Origin of the sequence: Halorhabdus tiamatea SARL4B (assembly GCF_000470655.1) — an archaeon.
Lineage (GTDB): Archaea > Halobacteriota > Halobacteria > Halobacteriales > Haloarculaceae > Halorhabdus > Halorhabdus tiamatea.
Window position 1 is genome coordinate 1,315,364 of the sequence record NC_021921.1, and the last position, 14,825, is coordinate 1,330,188.

Consider the following 14,825-nt stretch of genomic DNA (forward strand, 5'->3'; position numbering starts at 1 on the left):
GCGCAATTGGCCGCGATCAGTCGGCGCGATCGGCGTCCGCGAGCAGTTCCTCGGCAGTCACCAGCGACTGGAGTTCGATATCGTGTTCGGCCAGGTTCTCGCGGGCCCCCTCCTGTCGGTCGACGACCACGAGAACGCGATCGACGACCGCACCGGCCTCCCGAAGGGCCGCCACGGCGTCGATTGCGCTCTGGCCGGTCGTGGCGATATCCTCCAGGACGACGACTTCCTCACCCTCGTCGAGTTCGCCCTCGATCAAGTTGGCCGTTCCGTAGTCCTTCTGTCGTTTGCGGACGATCACGTAGGGCGTGTCGGTCTCGGCGCTGGTGACGGCCACCAGCGGGACCGCGCCCAGCGCGACGCCGGCGAGTTTCGTCCCGTCGAGTCGAGCGGCGAACTCCTCGGCGATCAAGCGGAGGCAAGTGGGGTCAGTCTCGAAGACGTACTTGTCGACGTAGTAGTCACTCGTGCCGCCGTGGGAGAGTTCGAACTCGCCGTAGCGGACGGCGTCGGCGTCACGGAGCGCGTCGATGAGTTCCTGGGAAGCCATATCGGCGTCTGCGTTGCGGTCGGGGTAATAGCCATCGGAATCCGACGCTGTCTGCTCGAGTGGAACGGGAAGCCGTCACTCGAGTTGCTGACGGATGGCCCTGACTTCTTCGAGAAGTGCGTCCAGGGTCGCTTCGTCGGGCCTCCCGGTCGTCGGTTCACCAGTCCGTTCGTACTCGTCCCCGCCCTCTCGGACGGATTCGAGGATCTGTTCGCGAAGATCTTCGTAGTCGGCGACACCCTGGATCGTGAGTTCAGCGGTGCTCTGTGCGCCCTGGCCCGCGGTCTGGATGGCGACGCTGCCGACGCCAAAGCGCCTGGTGATCGGTCCCTGTTTCGTCTCGGCGTTCGTGATCCGCGAGTAGGGGACGGTCGACTGGCTGTGCCACCAGACGCCACCACGGGACTCGATCTCGTCGTCGGTCAGCCGGAACCCGACCGAACGAGCGTACGCGCCTGCCCACCACCAGAAGAACGCGAGGAGGCCTATCGTGAGCGCAGTCAGCCCGGCAGGAACGAACCAGGGGGCGTCCTCGACGAGGAGGGTCACGACGATCGGAATTCCCATCGTCACCACCAGCGAGCCGACGAGATACGTCCGATAGAGCGAAGCCAGTGCGTCGGGACCGAACCACTCGTGTCGCTGTCGCATACCGTCCGCCAGAACTGCCAACCGCTTAATACTACCCTGTCGTGCCCTGTTCAGCGCTCGGGATATTTCTCGAGGGCCGCTTCGAGGTGATCCCGCTCGTCCCGAAGCGCCGAAAGTTCGGCCTCGACGTCGCCGCGTTCGAGGCGTTCGCGCTCCGCGTCGGTGAGCTGCTCGCGGGCCCGGACACTCTCGCGTAACCGCTCGTAGTCGGCCGTCCGCGGCAGTGCTCGGACGGCCCGGAGTTTCGCCACGACGTCTTCGGGGGCGATCCGACTCACGACGGCGATCAGTTCTCGGCACCGCCACCACAGCGTCTCGGCGGCCGGCGGCGGCCAGGAGATCTCGAGTGGCCCAGAGTCGAGCCGTCGCAGATACGTCTGATGGGTCGCGACGTTGCGCTTGAGTCGTCTGGCCGCTGGGACGTAGTGTTCGAGCTTCGAGACCGAATAGTCGGCGTACTCGAGCAGGGTCGGGATCGTCTCGGTCCCGGCCTCGCTGTCGACCACGTAGGCGACCAGATCCGGCGGCGGCGGGCGATACTCGACCAGCGGGTAGGCCGTCGTCGTCTCGACGAAATCGAGCAGCTCGCGGGCAGAGTCCTCGCGCTTGCGGCGGTCGAACGCCTCGGCGATGGCCCGATTGTAGGCCTCGATCGGCTCGCGTACGTTCTCGACCGGGGCGTCCAGATCGGCGTCACCGAGCGCGACCAGATCCTCGAGTTCGTCGACACGCCCGTCGAGTTCGCGCCGGCGAACCGCGACGTCGTGGCGGGCCTCGCGGTAGCGTTCGCGCGTCCGCTCACGTTCCTCGATGCGCTCGACGAGATCGGCAATCGGGTCGAGCGCCTGCCGGGCCGTCTCGAAATCCGAACTCTTCAGCCACTTCTGGTGCATCGTCTCGTCGACCGTCTCGAAGGCCTCGCGATGATCGACGTCGTCCGGGAGATTCTCGACGAAGCGGGCGATCTCCTCCTGGAACTCGATGAACGCCTCCATGTCGACGTCCGTCTCGCCGTCGCTGGTTGCCCGGGCCTCGTAGCGATCCAGCAGACCGGTCATCTCCTCGTAGTGCTCCCGGAGTTCTTCGAGGCGCGCCTCACCCGCCGCCTCGACGCGCTCGAGGGCCTGTTCGTGTGCCGTCGCCGCCCGTTCGAGGGTCGTCACGAGTGCCTCGGCGGACGGCTCGTCCGCATCCGGTTCAGGCGATTGCGTACTCATTCGTCGATCAGTCGTAGACATTGTCGGGATCGAACACCCGTTCGCTGACGACCTCGCCGTCGATCGTGCGGTAGAAACACGACCGGAAGCCGGTGTGACAGGCACCGCCCTCCTGGTCGATCAGATAGAGCAATGCGTCACCGTCGCAGTCGACCCGGACCTCCTCGACGTGCTGGACGTTGCCGCTCGTCCCGCCCTTCTGCCAGAGTTCCCCGCGACTCCGCGAGTAGTAATGTGCCAGGCCAGTCTCGCGTGTTCGTTCGAGGGCCTCCCGGGTCACGTACGCGAGCATGAGCACCTCGCCGGACTCGGCGTCCTGGGCGACCGCCGGGAGGTACTCGTTGTCCTCGAAATCGAGATCGACGTCGGGGACGTCGTGGGCGTCAGTGGCAGTCATACCCGGGAAGACGGTGTCTCCGCGCATAGGCCTTTTGTCACGAGCGACGGTTGCCGACCGACCACGAAATCAAAGAACCGACCTCGATCAACTCAGCGGGGCGATCCCGACGAGATCGAGCACCCAGAGCAAGACGTCGCCGACGAGCAGGCTCACCACCAGCCCGCCGAACATTGGCACCAGAAACGGAATCCCGGGGGTGATCCAGACGGTGTCACTCTCGGCGAGGACGTCGAGTCCCTCGCGTAACTCCGCCGGCGTGGTTCCGTAGGCAGAATGGTCGATGTCGTCGAAAAAGGCGTCTGCTCCCCAGGGATCGGCAAGCTCGCCGCCATCAGATTGTGGCGTCGACTCGTCGGTATCGCCGAACGGCCCCACACCGTCCGGCGGGATCGACCCATCGCCGGGGTCGTTGGGCTCCCCGGGGATCGACGCCGGATCGCGATAGGATTCGGGATCGGCCCGGAGTGAAGCGAGTGAGAGGCCACGCCAGGTGAGGTACATCCGGAGCGCGTCCAGATCGAGGCCGCGGCGGGTGAACCCCTCGGGCGTCTCCAGCAGTCGGCCGTACTCCTCGAGTGTCTGCTCGGCTGGAATGGGGCGACCGATGACCATCGCCTTCGCGACGTGCCCCCTGAGGGCGTTCCTGACCGCGAGCGCGACGGGATAGGCCAGCCCCACGAGGACGGCGTTCGAGAGGATCGTCAGCGCGAAGACCCCCAACGATGGGCGGATCGCCGGCAGGGCCATGTCCGCGAGGAGATACGTCGGATAGGTCGGAAAGAGGATCGCGAGGACGATCAACGCCTTCGCGTCGGCCCCGCCGAACCCACCCATCCACCAGAAGGCGTACGCGAGCGGAACCAGCAACCCGAGGCTGAACGCGACCTGGAAGACGAACAGGGCCGGCGTCGGTGCAATGATGCGTGGATCGACGACCAGTCCGTCGGTCCAGACCAGCCACGCGTCCCAGGCGAGCAGCAGAACGCCGAAGACAGCCAGCGGGAGCCACGTACGATTCGGGACCCGGCGCGTGCGGACGTCCCGCCAGGCCACCCATCCGAAGACGGGCACCACCACCAGTCGCAAGAGGTCGGGAAGCGTGGCGTTCACACCGCAAGCCACACCGAGGGGCGTGTTAGCCCTTGCGGATTGCTATGGAAGCGAGAGGCGACGCTCGACCCGGAATCCGGGCCAGCGCGCGAACAGAGCGGCGAGGCAGAATTATATGACGCGGTTCTGGAGGTAATCCAGGTGCTTGGCGTTGTAAACTATCTTGACGTCCTCTTCGGTAGGGGTACCGACACAGGTCAGGCGGACGCCCTTGTCCTCGACCTCCTCGTCGGAGAGGATCTGCTGCATGTCCATGTCGATGTCACCCTCCTTGACGATCGAGGCGCAGTTCGCACAGGCACCGGCGCGACACGAGAACGGCCAGTCGTAGCCCTGGGCCTCGGCGGCCTCGAGAATGTACTCGCCTTCAGCGACGTCGATCGTTCCGTAATCCCCTTCGTCGAGGCCGGCGTCGCCGGCCTTCTCGAAGAGGTCGTCGTCGTCCATGTCCCAGCCGTGATCGTCCAGCACTTCGTAGTTGAGGTATTCTACAGTGGGCATCAAGACCACGGTACACACGCCTGACTGTTAACTTTGCTGTTCGGAATAGATCTTCCGGATATAATTTCCGGTTTCTGAGCGAATCGAGAACGCGCTACGCGGTTCTCGGCGATGTGTTCGCGGCTCTCACGGGTCGCTCCGTTCTCACGGGTCGCTTCGCTTCCCGTTCGAAAAGCCGTGACGCTCGCGCCTCGGTCTCCCCGTTCACTACTTCGGCGACCCTCACAGAGTTCGGGCCGTCCACGCCAGGACTGGGATTTGAACAGGTGCGAGACGTTCCGGGGTGCTCACTCACGTCCGTTCGTTGCGCTCCCGGGGCTGCGACTCGCGTGCTCAAATCCCAGCGAAGACGCACAGCCGCTCACGGGGGCCGAGAACACGCTACGCGGTTCTCGGCGATGTGTTCGCGGCAGAAGACGCCAGGACTGGGATTTGAACCCAGAATCCCGAAAGGGAACACGCTTTCCAGGCGTGCGCCTTACCGTTCGGCCATCCTGGCTCGTGTCTACTGATGAGTGACGGTGCGGTTAAGCGTTTTCGCTCTCGATCGACATCGCGAGAAATTGTAAAACAAATATAATATGTCCGCTACCCAAACGAACTCGACAAACGAATCGATAGCCGGCAAAATACCTGAAGCGACTCCAACGAATCAGTCGAAAAGAATCAATAATCTCGGAAATCAGTACATTTATCTTCTGAGAGTCGTTTGACTCTATAGAGCGGGCCGTGGGTGAAACTGACACACAAGCGAACGACGACACCGTCTCGAAAAACGGGGTGACGGTGACGCGGTCGCTACGGGAGCGGGGTGACGGCGTGCTGGGATCGATCGAGATCCGATCGGAGCGGGCGGAGTCAGTCCTGGTTCACGTCGTCGAGGAATTTCCGGCACACCTCCCGGTCAGGAGGGCGACGTTCGAACCGGGAAGTGAACCAGCGGAGGGAACGATCACGGACGAATACGTTTCGATCAGACACGAAGTGGTGGAGGACTCGTGTCAGATTCGGTACGGCGTCGTCGTGTCCGGACCAGTCGATGATCTCGAGTGGGGGCCACCGCGGATTCTATCGGTCAGAGACGCGGATGCCGACCCTGAACCGGGTCGAGCGGCCGCGATGGGCATCGATCACGCCGAGACATCTGAGTCAGATCCGGACAGACCAGCCCGGTTCGAGCAGGACAACATCGAGCGTGGCGACGAAGACCACGTGAGGCCATCCATCCAGGCCGATCCGTCGCGGACGGACCCGGAGCCGACCGCGCCAGCGACTGACGACGCGGACGCGTCAGATCGGGAATCGAACGAGCGGGAAGAACCATCCCAGAAGGGGAGTACCGATCGGGAAGCGACACCGACAACGGCGGGACGGTCTCCGTCGCCATCACCAGACCGGACGGTGGCAACCGAAGGTGCCGAGCCAGGCGGGGATACCGCACGGGATATCGAGGTACGACTGGATCACCTCAGCGCCCGTGTCGCGGAGTTCGAGGCGTACGCGACAGCGCTCGAACCGATCGTCTCCGAGCACGGGAGCGGGACCGACATCGTCGACGCATTCGACCGGCGAATCGAGGAGATCGATAGTCGCGTCGACACACTCGAGGGGCGGGTGACGGGAATGAGTGAGGAACATACCGAGGCGGTCGAGAAGATACACGACGCCATCGATCGAGTCGAAGGACGGACGGACGACGTCGAGGAGACGCTCACGCGGATCGATGGAGATCTCGCCCAGCAACGTGAGAACCTCTCAACGCTGGAGGAGACGCTTGAGTCCGTCGAGGCCGAACTGGGGACACTCGATACGGAGGGCGCGGAGGTTCAGTCGAACGTCGCCACCCTCGAGCGGACCGTCACCGACGTCTCCCGGGAGGTCGCGGCGTTGAACACGCAACTCGAAGCGTTCCGTGACGAGTTGGCCGAGCTACGCGCCTTTCGGGACTCTCTCGCGGAGATCACCACGTTCGAGGAGTGATCCTGGCGTCGTTCGTGACGGCACCCAGCCAGCGTCACGGCCGAACAACTCACGATCCTGACGTTCCGATCCCGAACGGCTCACAGTAACTGTTGGCACGATCACGTCGTCGCGATCGCTTCGATCTCGACGCCGACGCCTTTCGGCAGCGCGGCGACCTCGACGGCGCTTCGGGCGGGCGGCTCTTGGTCGAAGAACGTCTCGTAGGCCGCGTCCATCGCCTCGAAGTCCTCGATATCGTCGACGTAGACAGTCACTTTCAGGACGTCGTCCATGCTCGCGCCCGCCTCCGCTAAGACTGCCTCGACGTTGTCCAGTGCCTGCTGGGTCTGGACGTCGATGTCGGCGTGGTCGAGGAGGTCGCCGTCCGGCGTCAACGGGATCTGTCCCGCCGTGAACACCAGGTCGTCGGTCGCGGTCGCCTGACTGTACGCGCCGACCGCCGCGGGGGCCGCCTCGGTCTCGATTGTCCGCTTCATAGCGACAACTCCGGCTGGAACCGGTATAAAACCGCTGCCGGGGACGGCCCGGGCTTGATGGGGCTGGCCGGCGAGGAGCCGGTATGGACACACGCTTGCGGTACGGATACGGCGTCGTCCTGCTCGGCCTCGGAAACGTCGCCGTTGGGGCGACCCAGTTGGCGGTCGGCGGCCAGACGACGGTAGTGATCGCGATGGAACTGGTCATCGGCGCGCTGCTGTTCGGCTTCGGATACGGCGTCGTCTCTGACCCCGATCGAATCGATCCCGAACAGCTCTCCCCGTGGGTGATTACTGCCGTCGGCTACGTCGGGATCACGCTCGGCGTGGCCATGCTCGCGTGGTCGGCGCTCGTGGTCGTGAACGCGCTGTAAGCGGCGCGGCGCTACTGCTCGGCGCAGTACGCGACGAAGTTCCGCAGAATCCGGAGGCCGGTCTCGCCGGACTTCTCGGGGTGAAACTGCGTCCCGACGACGTTGCCGGCCTCGTTGGCGACGACGCTCGCGAAGCGCTCGCCGTAATCGGTCGTCGCAGCGACGGCAGCCGTATCGTCCGGCTCGGCGTAGTAAGAGTGAACGAAGTAAGCGTGTTCGCCGTCGACACCCGCAACCAGCGGGTGATCGCGCTCGACGTCGAGTTCGTTCCAGCCCATGTGGGGGACTTTCCGGTCGCCGTCGAAGCGGACGTTCGTCCCGGGGATCAGATCGAGCCCCTCGACGTCACCCTCGCCGGCGTGTTCGGCCTCCTCGCTCGTAGTGAGGAGCATCTGCATGCCGAGACAGATGCCAAGCAGCGGCCGACCGTCCGCAGCCGCCTCGACGAGCGCGTCCCTGAACGGGCCGGCGTTTTCCATCCCCTCGCTGAACGCGCCGACGCCGGGGAGGACGATCCCGTCGGCGTCTTCGAGTGCTGCTGGATCGTCGGAGATCGTCACGGTCGCGCCCGCGCGTTCGAGTCCACGCGTGACGCTCCGGAGGTTCCCCAGTCCGTAGTCGACGACGACGACCTCGACGTCACCCGACTCGTGTTCGGTCATACGACACGCTTGGGCAGTGGCGACCTTGGCGCTTTCCGTTCGCCGAATGTTTCCACGGAGAGGAGCATCAGTCTCCGAGCACGGACGTGAGGTTCGGATCGCGATACGGCGACCGCCCGAGCACCGCGCCGTGGAGGTCCTGCTCGTCGAGTTGGGCGTCGAGGACACGTTCGAGCCGGTTGACGGCCGTCGTGTCCAGGTCGTAGACCTCGAGCAACCGCTGAAAGTGCGACTCGTCAGTGATCGAGGAGAAGAGGTCGTATAAGGACGCCATCTCGTCGGGCGAGAGCGCGGCGAGTCGCTCCTCGTCGTCCAGCCCGAGGAACCGCCGGCGTTCGGCGTCGACCACATGGCGGATGACCACCAGCGCGACCTTCGGGATGGCTCGCTGGCTCCCGAAGGCCGTCAGGTCGATCCCGGTCACGATCCCGAGGACGCGATCGCGCTCCCAGGGCGTCAGATCGAGGGCGTTACACAGCGCCTGAGTGATGCGAGCTTTGTCGAGGCGGTGCATCCGCTCGGCGTGACCCTGCATGGCCGGATGTTGCTCGTCGTGAAGCCGACGGATTCGCTCCCCGGGGTCGTCCTCGGGGTTCTCGGCGCGCCCGATCCGGGTCGCTCCCGGCGTGATCACGTCCCACTGCCGGGTCGTGGCGTCCCGCGTGGCTTCCGCCCGCGACAGCGTCCCGTCCCCCGGTTTCGTCGAGACTTCGCGATCCTCGCGCCACTCCCGGCGCTCGCGGCCGGCCGGTTCCCGAATGCGATCGTCCCCCTGCTCGCCAGCGTCGTCCATTACCCCAACAGTCGGCGCTACGGACAGTTGAATCCACTGGCTCGGGACAGTCCCGCGGGAAAGACGTCGAAATTGGTCCGCCAGAAATCCCGTCTATATATTCACCTTGTAACCAGAGGCACTTAAAGCGAGTCGGCGATCGGCCGTCGGTCAGAAATCACCCAGTTCGGCCTGGCCGCCGTCGCCCGTCAGGTCGGCGGCCTGCTGGATCGTCCGCTCGAAGGTCTCGCGCTGACTCCGGTCGTAGAGCGTCGCGGCCGGGTGGACACAGACGAGGACCCGCCGTCGTGTGCCGTCGATCTCGATCTCCTCGATCGAACCGGCCTCGCCGGTGACGGCTAGTTCTCGGCCCAACAGATGTTCGCCCGGCACCTTCCCGAGCGTGACGATCACCGCGGGATCGACCAGGTCGATCTCCCGGTCGAGGTAGGGCCGACAGTTCGATCGCTCCTCGGCAGTCGGATCGCGGTTCTCGGGCGGTCGACACCGCACGCAGTTGGTGATCCGGACGTCCGCCCGCGAGAGGCCGGCGTCCCGCAGCGCGTCGTCGAGGACCGTCCCGCTGCGGCCGACGAAGGGTTCACCCTGCTGATCCTCGCGCTCGCCCGGGGCTTCGCCGACGAAGAGGAGATCGGCGTCGTCTGGGCCGACGCCGTCGACGATCCGCGACCGGGAGGCGACGAGGTCCGAACACTGCTTGCAGCCCTCGACCGAGAGTCCGTCCATGTGCTCCATGCCCGAGCCTGCGGGCCGAGCCCGCAAAAACGTCGTTATCGCTTGGCGGAATCGAACGCCCCATCGGCGGCGCGGGCGGCCAGTCGCGCGACCCGCAACGGTTCGGGTCGGCCTCCCTCCGGCGTGAACGCCCGGACGACTTCGCGAGCCTCGCCCGCGTCACAGCCCACACTCCGGACGAAGACCGTCTCGTCGTCGACCGAGACGCGCTCACGCTCCGGTTGGGCGCGGTACGTATCGAGCCGCCAGGCGAGGGCCTCCCCGGAAAACTCCTCGCGCAACGTCGGTTCCAGTCCCTCGCTCTCCTCGAAGGTGATCGAGAGCACCGGCAGTCCAGTTTCGTCGTGGATTCGGTGGAGGTCGATCACGTTGAACCACGCCGGCGCGATCCCGGCGACGAGGAGAAGCCGGACGTCCGGGCGATCTAGTCGGTCGACCATCTCGACGATGGCGTCGGTCGCGTCGCTTCCGCCCACGGCGCAGGACCCGAAAACGAAGCCGTCGGTGACGCGACTCGCGCGGACGACTGCGCCCGCGAGCGTACTCGAATCACCGGTATAGGACTCGGCGACCCCGAGGGCGCGAACCCCCGATTTCACGTCAGGTGTTCTCCTTGATGTCCGATAGCTGGTCGATCAGTTCGTCGTTCGACGCCGTGAACTCGAACTCGACGTCGCCGTCGTGGGTGTTCTCGGCGGCGTTGACCCCGTCATCGTCGTCAAAATCAGCGTCCAGGTCTTGATTCTCCTGTTCTGATTCGTCGTAGCTCCCAAACCCCATGTCGTCTGTGAATAGGGGGTTCGTGGTGAAAAATCACACGCTACTCGCTCACACCCGCCACCGCCAGACTCAACAGGATACTCCCCCCAGAGACGACCATGGACGTACACAACGTGACGGCCGACGCGGAGACCTTCACCGCGAACGTCTACCTGACGACCGGCGACCGACCGGCGCTCGTCGACGCCGGCGCGATGGACGGCGTCGTCGACGTGATCCGCGAGTACACTGACGAGCTGGACAGCGTCGTGTTGACCCACCAGCACGGCGACCACGTCGCCCAACTCGATGCGGTCCTCGACGCTTTCGACGCCGAGGTGTACGCCTACGCCGACCACCCCCGGCGAACGGAAGCACTCGGCGACGGCGACACCCTCCAGATCGGCGACGAGGACTTCGAGGTCGTCTACACGCCGGGCCACGCCGACGATCACGTCTCGCTGGTCAGCGAGAGCAGCCTGTTTTCGGGCGACGTCGTCGTCCACGACGACGGGGCCTTCGAGGGCGGGAGTTTCGGCCGGACCGACAACCCCGGCCAGTCCCGTGAACGCCTCATCGAGAGCATCCGGGAGCTTCTCGGTCGAATGCCGGAGACCGTCGAGCACATGTACAGCGGCCACGGCGGCGTCTTCCACGGCGACGTCCGGGACATCGTCGAGACGGCGCTGGAACGAGCTGAGAGACGGGAGCCGAAGTACGATTGAGGGGAAGCGCCGACCGTCACTTGCTGTCTCGGACCCACTCGGCGATCTGACGGCTATAGCTATCGTACACGTCGAGGCCGGTCCGGAGCGTTTCGTACACTTCTTCGGGGTCGATGCGCCCGTACTCGTGTGCGAGGACGTTTCTGAACCCGATTGCGGTGACGAGCGTCATCATCGTCTCGTCGTCGATGACGGCGTGCTCGCACAGGATGCGGACGGCCTCTTTGGAAGTGTTCCCGTCGTACGCGAAATCCCGCGTGGCGACGTGCTGGGCCAGATCCGCACTCGCCTGAATCGCATTCTCGAACATGCGTTCGACGGCACGCTGCTCGGTCGTACTCCCGAGAAACTCACGGCGGGACAGCGATTCTCGCTTCTCGATCAACTCGCCGTGGTACTGCTCGATCTGTTCGAGTTTGACCGCGACGACGCGTTCGTCAGCCACGCAGTCCGTCCTCCGCGATCCTGTCGATGACGTCACGCTGGCGGCGACGAAGCGGCTCGCGCTCCTCGGCGAACGTCGCCTCGACGTCCGCTTTGAACCGTTCGAACGCGTCGCGGTCGCCACAGACAAAGCTCCCGTTGACCGCGTCGTTTCTGACGGCTATGGGAAGGGTTTCGATATCGGAGATGTCGACAAAGGGACCCTCCTCACGCTGGAGGGTTCCCGACAGAAAGCACTGCTTCTCGAAACGATCGTGGTCCGATAGTTCGTCCACGAACTTGACTGCGAGGTCGAGATCGGACGTGTCAGTCGACTCCCCAGTGACTCGTGATCCGAACGCCACGACAAACTCGACATCGGAATCAGAGCAGATGGACTCTTCGAAGTCCTCGAACCCCCGTTTCCGGCCATCCTCGACCGCCATATCTTTATGATCGACGTATCGTCACAAAAGAATTCCGGCGAATCGCCCGGTCGAACTGTCTGTGATCCTCCTCGCAGCTATCACCGACCGCGTTTTAAGTACCTCTGGTTACAAGGTAGAGATATAGACGGGGTTTCTCCGGGACGCCGATCGGCGAGCGGGTGCTGTCGCCGGCAGACGGCCAGAGCGATACGGTTTTGAGACGCCACCGAGAAATGGCGTCCATGTTATCACGCCAGTACGTCCGCGAGCACCCCGAGGAGGTTCGAGAGACCCTCGCGGCTCGCGGCGTCGAAGACGTCGATCTCGACGCGATCCTGGAGATCGACGAGGAGTGGCGCGAGCTGAAAGCCCGCGGCGACGACCTGCGACACGACCGCAACGAGGTCTCCTCGAAGATCGGCGAGCTCAAACAAGCAGGTGACGAGGAAGCCGCCCAAGAGGCCATCGAGCGTTCTCAGGAACTCAAAGAGGAACTCCAGGACGTCGAGGAACGCGCCGACGAACTCGAAGCCGAACTCGAAGCGCGACTGCTGGAGATTCCGAACATTCCCCAAGAGGGCGTTCCCGAGGGCGAGGACGAGAGCGACAACGTCGAAACGCGACGGTGGGGCTTCGACGATATGCGGGACCTCCCGGCGGACGTCACACCGCACTACGACCTCGGCGAGGAACTCGACATCCTGGACTTCGACCGCGGGGCGAAAGTCTCGGGTGGCGGCTTCTACTTCCTCAAAGGCGACGCCGCACGCCTCGAACACGCGCTCATCCAGTTCATGCGGGACATCCACCGCGAGCAGGGCTACTCGGAAGTGTTCCCGCCGATCCCGGTCTCGAGTGAATCGATGACCGGCACCGGGCAACTCCCCAAGTTCGCCGACGACGCCTACAAACTCGAAGACGAAGACCTCTGGCTGTGCCCGACGGCGGAGGTTCCGGTGACGAACATGTACCGCGACGAGATCCTGCTCGACGACGACCTCCCGCTGAAACACCAGGCCTACACGCCCAACTTCCGCCAGGAGGCCGGCGAGCACGGCACCGAGACCCGTGGGATCGTCCGCGTCCACCAGTTCAACAAGGTCGAGCTGGTCAACTTCGTCGAACCCGAAGGGAGCGACGACCGCCTCGACGGACTCCTCGAGGAAGCAGAGGAAGTCCTCAAGCGCCTGGAACTCCCCTATCGCGTGCTCGAGCTCTGTACCGGGGATCTGACCTTCGCCTCGGCGAAGACCTACGACATCGAGGTGTGGGCACCGGGCGATGACATGGAAGACGGACCGGCCGAAGGCGGACGGTGGCTCGAAGTCTCTTCAGCCTCGAACTTCGAGGACTTCCAGGCCCGGCGGGCCGGCATCCGGTATCGGCCTGAGCGCCACGAATCCGCGGAGTACCTCCACACACTCAACGCCTCAGGCGTGGCGCTGCCGCGCGTGCTCGTGGCGATCTTGGAGTACTACCAGAACGACGACGGGACGGTGACGGTGCCGGAAGCACTCCGTCCCTATCTCGGTGGCCAGGAACACATCGAGGGCCATGATCCAGTCGGCGAGAGCGCGCTGGGTGCCGGCGAACGCTGATCAGCACGCGACGCCGCGGACGGCTCACCACTCGACGCTGAGTCGCCCGTCGCCGTGGCGATCGGGCGCGATCTCCTCGTCGGTCCGGCGGTCGATGACGTGGATCACGCCGCGGCCCTTCTTCGCGGGACAGCTCTCGGCTGCCCGGACGTGATGGTCCAGGTCGTCCGCCCCGACGTAGTAGGTGCTGGGCCGCGCCAGACCGGTTTCGAGATCCAGTTCCCAATCCGGAGATTCGGCGGCGCACTTCCCGGCACCGAAACACCGGTTGGCCTCGAAGATGATCTTGTACGGCTTGGCCTCAATCGGCGGTCCGTCATCCCCGCCGACGTCGCTTGGCCGGATCACGTCGCCATCGTTGGACGGTTCCAGGCTCTCATCGCCGCCCATCTCAGAACCCCCGTAGCTCGTCGAGCACTCCTGCAGCCGACCCGTCGTCGATGGCGTCGCGGGCAGCATCGAGCCCCGCATCGAGGGTGTCGACGTCGCCGCCGGCGTAGATCCGGACCGCGGCGTTGAGCGCGACGGCGTCGGCCCAATGGTCCGTCCGGTCGCCGGTGAGGACTTCGCGGGTGAGCCGAGCGCTGTCGACCGCCACGTCCTCGACGGCGAGATCGTCGGTCTCGAAGTCCATGCCGTAGGCGGCGGTTTCGATCTCGTCGCTTTCGAGGCCGTCCGCTTGCGTCCACTCGGCGAACTTCGTGTAGCCCGGCCGGATGTCGTCGTAGCCCTCGAGCCCCTGGAACATGATGACGCGGTCGGGATCGTGGACTCGGCTGCGCTCGAACGTCTCGACGACCTTCTTGGCGAAGGAGAGGTGATAGAACGAACCGAGGTGGACGCTCGCACCGGCGGGGTTGGCGAGCGTCTCGACGGTGTTGAGGACGGTTCGGACGCCCATCTGCTCGCGGCGGTCGAAGAGATCGTCGACCGCAGGATTGAACGCCGGCTGATAGTAGAATCCGAAGCCAGTCTCCTCGACCATCGCGGCGGATTTCGCGGGGCGGAGCACGGTCCGCACGCCGAGTTCGTCGAGGACGTGCTTGTAGGCGTCATTCTTCTGGGTCGGCACGCGATCGCCCGAGTGGACGACGACAGGTGTCCCCGCCGCGGCGGCGACAATCCCGGCCGCGACCCCGAGGATCGCCGTGCGCTGCTTGCCGTCGTAGTTCGCGCCGCAGTCGACGGGATCGACGTCGGGGACGCCCGTCTCGACGCGGTCGGCCATCACGTCCACGTAGGCGGCGAGTTCCTCGCTCGTGTTGTGCTTCCAGCGGTTGGCGAGCCAGAACGCGCCGAGCGTCGTGGGATCGGGTTCGTCGTCGAGGATGCGCTCCATCGCCTCGGCCGCCTGCTCGCGAGTCATGTCCTCGGCGGACTTCGTGCCGGAGCCGACCACCTCGGTCATGAGCCGCTGCAGGGGCCACTCGCCGTACCCGG

General features: G+C 65.0%; 20 protein-coding genes and 1 tRNA gene. 4 read left to right on the plus strand and 17 right to left on the minus strand.

Annotated features, from left to right (window positions below):
• Positions 1 to 16: 16 nt before the first annotated feature.
• From pyrE to HTIA_RS06600, 7 genes are all read right to left on the minus strand, one after another.
• The gene (gene pyrE, locus HTIA_RS06570) at positions 17 to 550 is read right to left on the minus strand and encodes an orotate phosphoribosyltransferase (RefSeq protein WP_008526247.1); all 534 of its coding nucleotides are present in this window, start codon (positions 548 to 550) and stop codon (positions 17 to 19) included.
• A gap of 75 nt (positions 551 to 625) precedes the next feature.
• Positions 626 to 1,201: a PH domain-containing protein gene (locus HTIA_RS06575; RefSeq protein ID WP_008526246.1), complete on the minus strand. Its 576-nt coding sequence runs from the start codon at positions 1,199 to 1,201 to the stop codon at positions 626 to 628.
• 50 nt (positions 1,202 to 1,251) lie between these two features.
• Positions 1,252 to 2,418: a DUF7118 family protein gene (locus HTIA_RS06580; protein ID WP_008526245.1), complete on the minus strand. Its 1,167-nt coding sequence runs from the start codon at positions 2,416 to 2,418 to the stop codon at positions 1,252 to 1,254.
• Between the two features lie 7 nt (positions 2,419 to 2,425).
• Positions 2,426 to 2,815: a phosphoribosyl-AMP cyclohydrolase gene (hisI, locus tag HTIA_RS06585; RefSeq protein WP_021029301.1), complete on the minus strand. Its 390-nt coding sequence runs from the start codon at positions 2,813 to 2,815 to the stop codon at positions 2,426 to 2,428.
• An 87-nt stretch (positions 2,816 to 2,902) separates the two neighbouring features.
• Entirely contained in the window at positions 2,903 to 3,928 is a 1,026-nt protein-coding gene (locus HTIA_RS06590; protein WP_020936173.1) for an A24 family peptidase, read from the minus strand.
• A 111-nt stretch (positions 3,929 to 4,039) separates the two neighbouring features.
• On the minus strand, positions 4,040 to 4,429 hold the full coding sequence (gene fer, locus HTIA_RS06595; protein WP_008526239.1) for a ferredoxin Fer: 390 nt from the start codon (positions 4,427 to 4,429) through the stop codon (positions 4,040 to 4,042).
• A gap of 417 nt (positions 4,430 to 4,846) precedes the next feature.
• Positions 4,847 to 4,928, minus strand: a tRNA-Ser gene (locus HTIA_RS06600).
• Between the two features lie 230 nt (positions 4,929 to 5,158).
• On the opposite strand from HTIA_RS06600, the gene HTIA_RS06605 reads away from it, so the two are divergent.
• The gene (locus HTIA_RS06605; protein ID WP_008526237.1) at positions 5,159 to 6,409 is read left to right on the plus strand and encodes a hypothetical protein; all 1,251 of its coding nucleotides are present in this window, start codon (positions 5,159 to 5,161) and stop codon (positions 6,407 to 6,409) included.
• 101 nt (positions 6,410 to 6,510) lie between these two features.
• On the opposite strand, the gene HTIA_RS06610 is transcribed toward HTIA_RS06605, so the two are convergent.
• Positions 6,511 to 6,888, minus strand: a complete 378-nt coding sequence (locus tag HTIA_RS06610; protein ID WP_008526235.1) for a Rid family detoxifying hydrolase — start codon at positions 6,886 to 6,888, stop codon at positions 6,511 to 6,513.
• An 83-nt stretch (positions 6,889 to 6,971) separates the two neighbouring features.
• Between HTIA_RS06610 and HTIA_RS06615 the strand changes: the two genes are divergently transcribed.
• Positions 6,972 to 7,262: a hypothetical protein gene (locus tag HTIA_RS06615; protein WP_008526233.1), complete on the plus strand. Its 291-nt coding sequence runs from the start codon at positions 6,972 to 6,974 to the stop codon at positions 7,260 to 7,262.
• An 11-nt stretch (positions 7,263 to 7,273) separates the two neighbouring features.
• On the opposite strand, the gene hisH is transcribed toward HTIA_RS06615, so the two are convergent.
• From hisH to HTIA_RS06640, 5 genes are all read right to left on the minus strand, one after another.
• Positions 7,274 to 7,924, minus strand: a complete 651-nt coding sequence (gene hisH, locus HTIA_RS06620; RefSeq protein WP_008526231.1) for an imidazole glycerol phosphate synthase subunit HisH — start codon at positions 7,922 to 7,924, stop codon at positions 7,274 to 7,276.
• A gap of 67 nt (positions 7,925 to 7,991) precedes the next feature.
• Positions 7,992 to 8,717 carry a hypothetical protein gene (locus HTIA_RS06625; RefSeq protein WP_008526229.1) on the minus strand — a complete coding sequence of 242 codons (726 nt, stop codon included), beginning with the start codon at positions 8,715 to 8,717 and terminating at the stop codon, positions 7,992 to 7,994.
• A 150-nt stretch (positions 8,718 to 8,867) separates the two neighbouring features.
• Positions 8,868 to 9,452 carry a uracil-DNA glycosylase gene (locus HTIA_RS06630; RefSeq protein WP_008526227.1) on the minus strand — a complete coding sequence of 195 codons (585 nt, stop codon included), beginning with the start codon at positions 9,450 to 9,452 and terminating at the stop codon, positions 8,868 to 8,870.
• Positions 9,453 to 9,487: 35 nt separating this feature from the next.
• A complete protein-coding gene (locus tag HTIA_RS06635) occupies positions 9,488 to 10,051 on the minus strand; it encodes an endonuclease dU (RefSeq protein ID WP_008526225.1) in 564 nt (187 codons plus the stop codon).
• A gap of 1 nt (position 10,052) precedes the next feature.
• Positions 10,053 to 10,232, minus strand: coding sequence for a DUF5786 family protein (locus HTIA_RS06640; protein WP_008526224.1), 180 nt, complete (start codon positions 10,230 to 10,232; stop codon positions 10,053 to 10,055).
• A 98-nt stretch (positions 10,233 to 10,330) separates the two neighbouring features.
• Here HTIA_RS06640 and HTIA_RS06645 point away from each other — a divergent pair, with 98 nt between their 5' ends.
• Positions 10,331 to 10,936, plus strand: coding sequence for an MBL fold metallo-hydrolase (locus HTIA_RS06645; RefSeq protein WP_008526223.1), 606 nt, complete (start codon positions 10,331 to 10,333; stop codon positions 10,934 to 10,936).
• 16 nt (positions 10,937 to 10,952) lie between these two features.
• Here HTIA_RS06645 and hepT read toward each other — a convergent pair whose 3' ends face one another.
• Both hepT and HTIA_RS06655 read right to left on the minus strand, forming a co-directional pair.
• Entirely contained in the window at positions 10,953 to 11,381 is a 429-nt protein-coding gene (gene hepT, locus HTIA_RS06650; protein WP_008526222.1) for a type VII toxin-antitoxin system HepT family RNase toxin, read from the minus strand.
• Entirely contained in the window at positions 11,374 to 11,805 is a 432-nt protein-coding gene (locus HTIA_RS06655; protein ID WP_008526221.1) for a nucleotidyltransferase domain-containing protein, read from the minus strand. Before HTIA_RS06655 ends, hepT begins: the two co-directional genes overlap by 8 nt.
• A 224-nt stretch (positions 11,806 to 12,029) precedes the next feature.
• Here HTIA_RS06655 and serS point away from each other — a divergent pair, with 224 nt between their 5' ends.
• Entirely contained in the window at positions 12,030 to 13,385 is a 1,356-nt protein-coding gene (serS, locus tag HTIA_RS06660; protein WP_008526220.1) for a serine--tRNA ligase, read from the plus strand.
• 24 nt (positions 13,386 to 13,409) lie between these two features.
• Here serS and HTIA_RS06665 read toward each other — a convergent pair whose 3' ends face one another.
• Together HTIA_RS06665 and HTIA_RS06670 are read right to left on the minus strand one after the other, a co-directional pair.
• A complete protein-coding gene (locus HTIA_RS06665) occupies positions 13,410 to 13,775 on the minus strand; it encodes a ferredoxin (protein WP_008526218.1) in 366 nt (121 codons plus the stop codon).
• Position 13,776: 1 nt separating this feature from the next.
• Complete coding sequence (locus HTIA_RS06670; protein ID WP_044950995.1) at positions 13,777 to 14,793, minus strand: anthranilate phosphoribosyltransferase; 1,017 nt, start codon at positions 14,791 to 14,793, stop codon at positions 13,777 to 13,779.
• Positions 14,794 to 14,825: the final 32 nt, after the last annotated feature.

Coding starts and splice junctions, on each gene's coding strand:
- HTIA_RS06630 (WP_008526227.1), bottom strand. CDS start 9,452: ATGGAGCACATGGACGGACTCTCGGTCGAGGGCTGCAAGCAGTGTTCG.
- HTIA_RS06640 (WP_008526224.1), bottom strand. CDS start 10,232: ATGGGGTTTGGGAGCTACGACGAATCAGAACAGGAGAATCAAGACCTG.
- fer (WP_008526239.1), bottom strand. CDS start 4,429: ATGCCCACTGTAGAATACCTCAACTACGAAGTGCTGGACGATCACGGC.
- HTIA_RS06615 (WP_008526233.1), top strand. CDS start 6,972: ATGGACACACGCTTGCGGTACGGATACGGCGTCGTCCTGCTCGGCCTC.
- HTIA_RS06670 (WP_044950995.1), bottom strand. CDS start 14,793: ATGACCGAGGTGGTCGGCTCCGGCACGAAGTCCGCCGAGGACATGACT.
- HTIA_RS06625 (WP_008526229.1), bottom strand. CDS start 8,717: ATGGACGACGCTGGCGAGCAGGGGGACGATCGCATTCGGGAACCGGCC.
- HTIA_RS06580 (WP_008526245.1), bottom strand. CDS start 2,418: ATGAGTACGCAATCGCCTGAACCGGATGCGGACGAGCCGTCCGCCGAG.
- HTIA_RS06645 (WP_008526223.1), top strand. CDS start 10,331: ATGGACGTACACAACGTGACGGCCGACGCGGAGACCTTCACCGCGAAC.
- HTIA_RS06575 (WP_008526246.1), bottom strand. CDS start 1,201: ATGCGACAGCGACACGAGTGGTTCGGTCCCGACGCACTGGCTTCGCTC.
- hisI (WP_021029301.1), bottom strand. CDS start 2,815: ATGACTGCCACTGACGCCCACGACGTCCCCGACGTCGATCTCGATTTC.
- pyrE (WP_008526247.1), bottom strand. CDS start 550: ATGGCTTCCCAGGAACTCATCGACGCGCTCCGTGACGCCGACGCCGTC.
- HTIA_RS06655 (WP_008526221.1), bottom strand. CDS start 11,805: ATGGCGGTCGAGGATGGCCGGAAACGGGGGTTCGAGGACTTCGAAGAG.
- HTIA_RS06610 (WP_008526235.1), bottom strand. CDS start 6,888: ATGAAGCGGACAATCGAGACCGAGGCGGCCCCCGCGGCGGTCGGCGCG.
- HTIA_RS06665 (WP_008526218.1), bottom strand. CDS start 13,775: ATGGGCGGCGATGAGAGCCTGGAACCGTCCAACGATGGCGACGTGATC.
- hisH (WP_008526231.1), bottom strand. CDS start 7,924: ATGACCGAACACGAGTCGGGTGACGTCGAGGTCGTCGTCGTCGACTAC.
- serS (WP_008526220.1), top strand. CDS start 12,030: ATGTTATCACGCCAGTACGTCCGCGAGCACCCCGAGGAGGTTCGAGAG.